Genomic DNA, 3,934 nt, shown 5'->3' with positions numbered 1-3,934 from the left:
ACTCGTCGCCAGCGTAGGAGGTGTATAAGAGACAGGGGCGGGGGGCCGTACGGACGGTGCGGGACGCCCGTCGGTCCCGGTGATCAGGAATCGGCGGGAGCCCGCTTGCCCCGGGTGGCCCCGCCACGGCCGCGGAGGGTCACCTCCGCCTCGCTGAGCATGCGGTGCACGAACCCGTAGCTGCGACCGGTTTCCTCGGCCAGCGCCCGGATGCTCGCCCCCGACTCGTACTTGCGCTTGAGATCCGCCGCGAGCTGTTCGCGCGCGGTGCCGGTTACCCGGCTCCCCTTCTTCAGCGTTTCGGCCACCCGTGCCTCCTCGACGGAAGTGCGCTCTGGAACTCTCATGATCACCCCTATCCCGTTTCCTGGCCACCCATTCGGCACGGTCCATCCCGGGAAGGGGTCGGAGGAGGAGGAGCGGGGGAAACCGTCGCTCCGGGACGACAGCGGGGAAAGAGCGCCCGGGGACGGCTTCCCCGATGGCCCCTCGTCGGAGAAGCCGCAGATCAGGAGCGCCCGGGGATCGGAGGGCCCGCCCGCGACCCCGCGTTCCGGGCGGGTCCGGGGAAGAGCGGCCGGCCGGACACGGACGGGAGCGTCCGGCACGGGACGATACGAGACGCGTCTCATGCGGATGACGGAGACGGTGTCCGCCGAATGGGTCACCCGGGATGTACCCGGCTCTCGCGCGCGGCGACCCCGGCCCGGCGCCCCCGAAAAACCGAACCCCCGCTGCCCGACACCCCGGGGCGAGCGGCTCAGGCGAGGGCCACCAGGTCCGCGTACTCCTGGTTCCACAGGTCCTCGATGCCGTCCGGCAGCAGGATGATCCGCTCCGGCTGCAACGCCTCGACCGCGCCCTCGTCGTGGGTCACGAGCACCACGGCGCCGGTGAAGGTCCGCAGGGCCCCCAGGATCTCCTCGCGGCTGGCCGGGTCGAGGTTGTTGGTCGGCTCGTCCAGCAGCAGCACGTTGGCGGAGGAGACCACCAGGGTGGCCAGGGCCAATCGGGTCTTCTCGCCGCCGGACAGCACTCCGGCGGGCTTGTCCACGTCGTCGCCGGAGAACAGGAAGGAGCCCAGGATCTTCCGCAGCTCCACCAGGTCGGTGTCGGGCGCGGCGGAGCGCATGTTCTCGAGCACCGTGCGCCCGGGATCCAGTGTCTCGTGTTCCTGGGCGTAGTAACCGAGCTTGAGGCCGTGGCCGGGCACCACCCGACCGGTGTCCGGTTCCTCGACCCCGGCCAGAAGACGCAACAACGTCGTCTTGCCGGCGCCGTTCAGGCCGAGGATGACCACCCGCGAGCCCCTGTCGATGGCCAGCCCCACGTCGGTGAAGATCTCCAGCGAGCCGTAGGACTTGGAGAGTTCCTCCGCCATCAGTGGGGTGCGACCGCAGGGCGAGGGGTCGGGGAAGCGCAACTTGGCGACCTTGTCCGCGCGCCGCTCGTCGTCCAGGCCGGCGAGCAGTCGCTCGGCACGCTTGGCCATGTTCTGCGCGGCCACCGCCTTGGTGGCCTTGGCCCGCATCTTGTCGGCCTGGGCGTTGAGGGCCGCCGCCTTCTTCTCGGCGTTGGCGCGCTCACGGCGGCGACGCTTCTCGTCGGCCTCCCGTTGGGCGAGGTACTGCTTCCACCCCATGTTGTAGACGTCGATACAGGAACGGGTGGCGTCCAGGTGGAAGACCTTGTTCACCACCGTCTCGATCAGGTCCACGTCGTGGGAGATGACGACCAGACCGCCGCGGTAGGTCTTCAGGAAGTCGCGCAACCAGACGATCGAATCGGCGTCCAGGTGGTTGGTCGGCTCGTCCAGCAGGAGGGTGTCGGCGTCGGAGAACAGGATGCGGGCCAACTCCACCCGTCGGCGCTGACCGCCGGAGAGCGTGTTCAACGACTGCCCCAGAACGCGGTCCGGCAGGCCGAGGCTGGCGGCGATGGTGGCGGCCTCGGCCTCGGCGGCGTAACCACCCAGGGTGAGGAACTCGGTCTCCAGCCGCTCGTACCGGCGCATCGCGCGTTCCCGCTCGGTACCGGTGCCGTTGGCCATCCGGTCCTCGCTCTCGCGCATCCTGCGGAGCACGGTGTCCAGACCGCGCGCGGAGAGCACCCGGTCACGGGCGAGGATCTCGAGATCCCCGGTGCGCGGGTCCTGGGGCAGGTAACCGACCTCGCCACCGCGGGTGATGGTGCCGGCGGCCGGAAGGCCCTCCCCGGCCAGACACTTGGTGAGCGTCGTCTTGCCGGCGCCGTTGCGACCGACCAGGCCGATCCGGTCACCGCGGGCGATGCGGAAGGTCGCCGACTCCAGGAGGACGCGGGCGCCGGCCCGCAGTTCGACGGACTGGGCGGTGATCATGGACGAACTCTCCGGACTGCGTCATGCGATCGGGGGCGACGGGCCGCCGGGGCCCGGGACCGGTGCGGACGGTCCGCGGCGACCAGTCTACGGCGGCCGACAAACGGTTTTCGGGGGCCCGGTCACGGGCCCGTGGTCGGCGGGCGGGGTCGGGCACGCGCGGGCGTGCCCGCCGCGCGTCTCACTCGCCCCGGGGCTCCCGACCGGACGTCGTCCGGGGGGTCTCCCGCTCGCTCCGTCGGGCGGGGATCGCGGACGTCCCCCCGGTGTGCAGCTGGAAGGCGGCCCGGCGGATGCGTCGGGCGACCAACGGCTCGGGGTGGGCGGCGGCCAGGGCCAGCAGCACCTGGACGGTCCTGGGGTGGCCGCAGCCCCGGATGTCCTCCAGCAGCTCGGGGATCGCCGTGGTGGGGGCGTGCTCGAGATGATCGATCAGCAGCCGTCCCGGGCTGTGGTCGTGGACCGCCGAGGCGGTGTCCACCCACAGCCAGGTCGCCTCGCGGCGGGTGAGCACGATCAGCGGCTCGGCGGCGGCGTCGGCCGAGCCGCCGTCCTCCTGCTCGGCCAGCCACAGCAGCGCGTAGGGACGCAACACCGGCTCGGTGACCGCGGCCCGCACCGCGGTCCTGGCGGGGGCCCCGACCACCCGCAGGGCCTCGAAGGCGTGGCCCCGGATGAGGGCGTCCTCGCCCCGGGCCGCCTCCAGGAGTTCGGCCACGGCCGGACCGGTGGTGCGGGCGGCCAGCCAGGCCCGGTACTCGTCGCGGGCGGGGCCGGGGGTGAGGTCGGCGCAGGCGCGCAGCATGGCCACGGCGGACTGCTCGATGTGACCGGCCGGGCTCTGCGCGGCCAGGCAGATCTGTTCCAACCGGGTCCACACCGCCCATCCGCCCAGCGGGGTGAGTCGGGCGCGGACCGGCAGGTCGCCGCCGGCGTGCAGGGTCAGCGCCCCGACGGCGGAGAGCGCGTCCAGCGCCCAGCCCAACAAGCGGGTCAGTTCACCGATCTCCTCCTCCGGCACCGGCCGGGGGTCCCCGTCGGCGTCGGGGCGCTCGGCGCGCAGCTCGGCGACGCGTTGCAGGAGCAGGTCGCACAGGCCCTCGGCGGTGACCGGGCCGTCGGACAGGTGCATCACCGACAGCAGCTGGGGCACCGCCCCGACCACCTCGGTGACGGCGATCGGATCGGCGTCGTCGGGTGCCGGACGCACCAACGACCAACCGTCGAAGAGCGCCACCCAGCCGCGCAGAACGGCCGAGTCGTCGCTGTCCCAGGCGCGCAACCGCCACCCGCCCCGGACGGCGCCGGCGAGGACGGGGTGCGGGCCGTTGGAACCGGGGGGCAGGGCGTCGCCGGGCTCGGCCGGCTCGATGAGACCGGCCAGCCGGGCCCGACTCCAGTGGTCGCGGACGCCGGCCCGGCTCATCCCCAGTTCCTCCGCCGCGCGATCGGGTTCCGCGGCCGGGTCCAGCCCGTGCCTCTCCGCCCAGCGGGCGAGGCGCACGGCGGGGTCGAGGAAGGTTCGCACCCGACGGGCGAGTTCCTCCCGCGGCGGGGTGCCGCGCGGGAGGAACT

General features: G+C 73.1%; 3 protein-coding genes. All 3 read right to left on the bottom strand.

Going from position 1 to position 3,934, the window contains the following annotated elements; all coding sequences use genetic code 11:
- Positions 1 to 83: 83 nt before the first annotated feature.
- Positions 84 to 308, bottom strand: a complete 225-nt coding sequence (locus FNQ90_RS15175; protein ID WP_323379980.1) for a helix-turn-helix domain-containing protein — start codon at positions 306 to 308, stop codon at positions 84 to 86.
- Positions 309 to 760: 452 nt separating this feature from the next.
- Entirely contained in the window at positions 761 to 2,359 is a 1,599-nt protein-coding gene (locus FNQ90_RS15170; protein ID WP_182606871.1) for an ABC-F family ATP-binding cassette domain-containing protein, read from the bottom strand.
- 181 nt (positions 2,360 to 2,540) lie between these two features.
- The coding region (locus tag FNQ90_RS15165) for a hypothetical protein (RefSeq protein ID WP_228471224.1) at positions 2,541 to 3,934 on the bottom strand (1,394 nt) is incomplete at its 5' end.

The organism is Streptomyces alkaliphilus, assembly GCF_014141535.1.
In the GTDB taxonomy this organism is placed as follows: domain Bacteria; phylum Actinomycetota; class Actinomycetes; order Streptomycetales; family Streptomycetaceae; genus Streptomyces; species Streptomyces alkaliphilus.
Note: the sequence above shows the minus strand (reverse complement) of the source record. Positions and strands in the feature narration are given on the sequence as shown.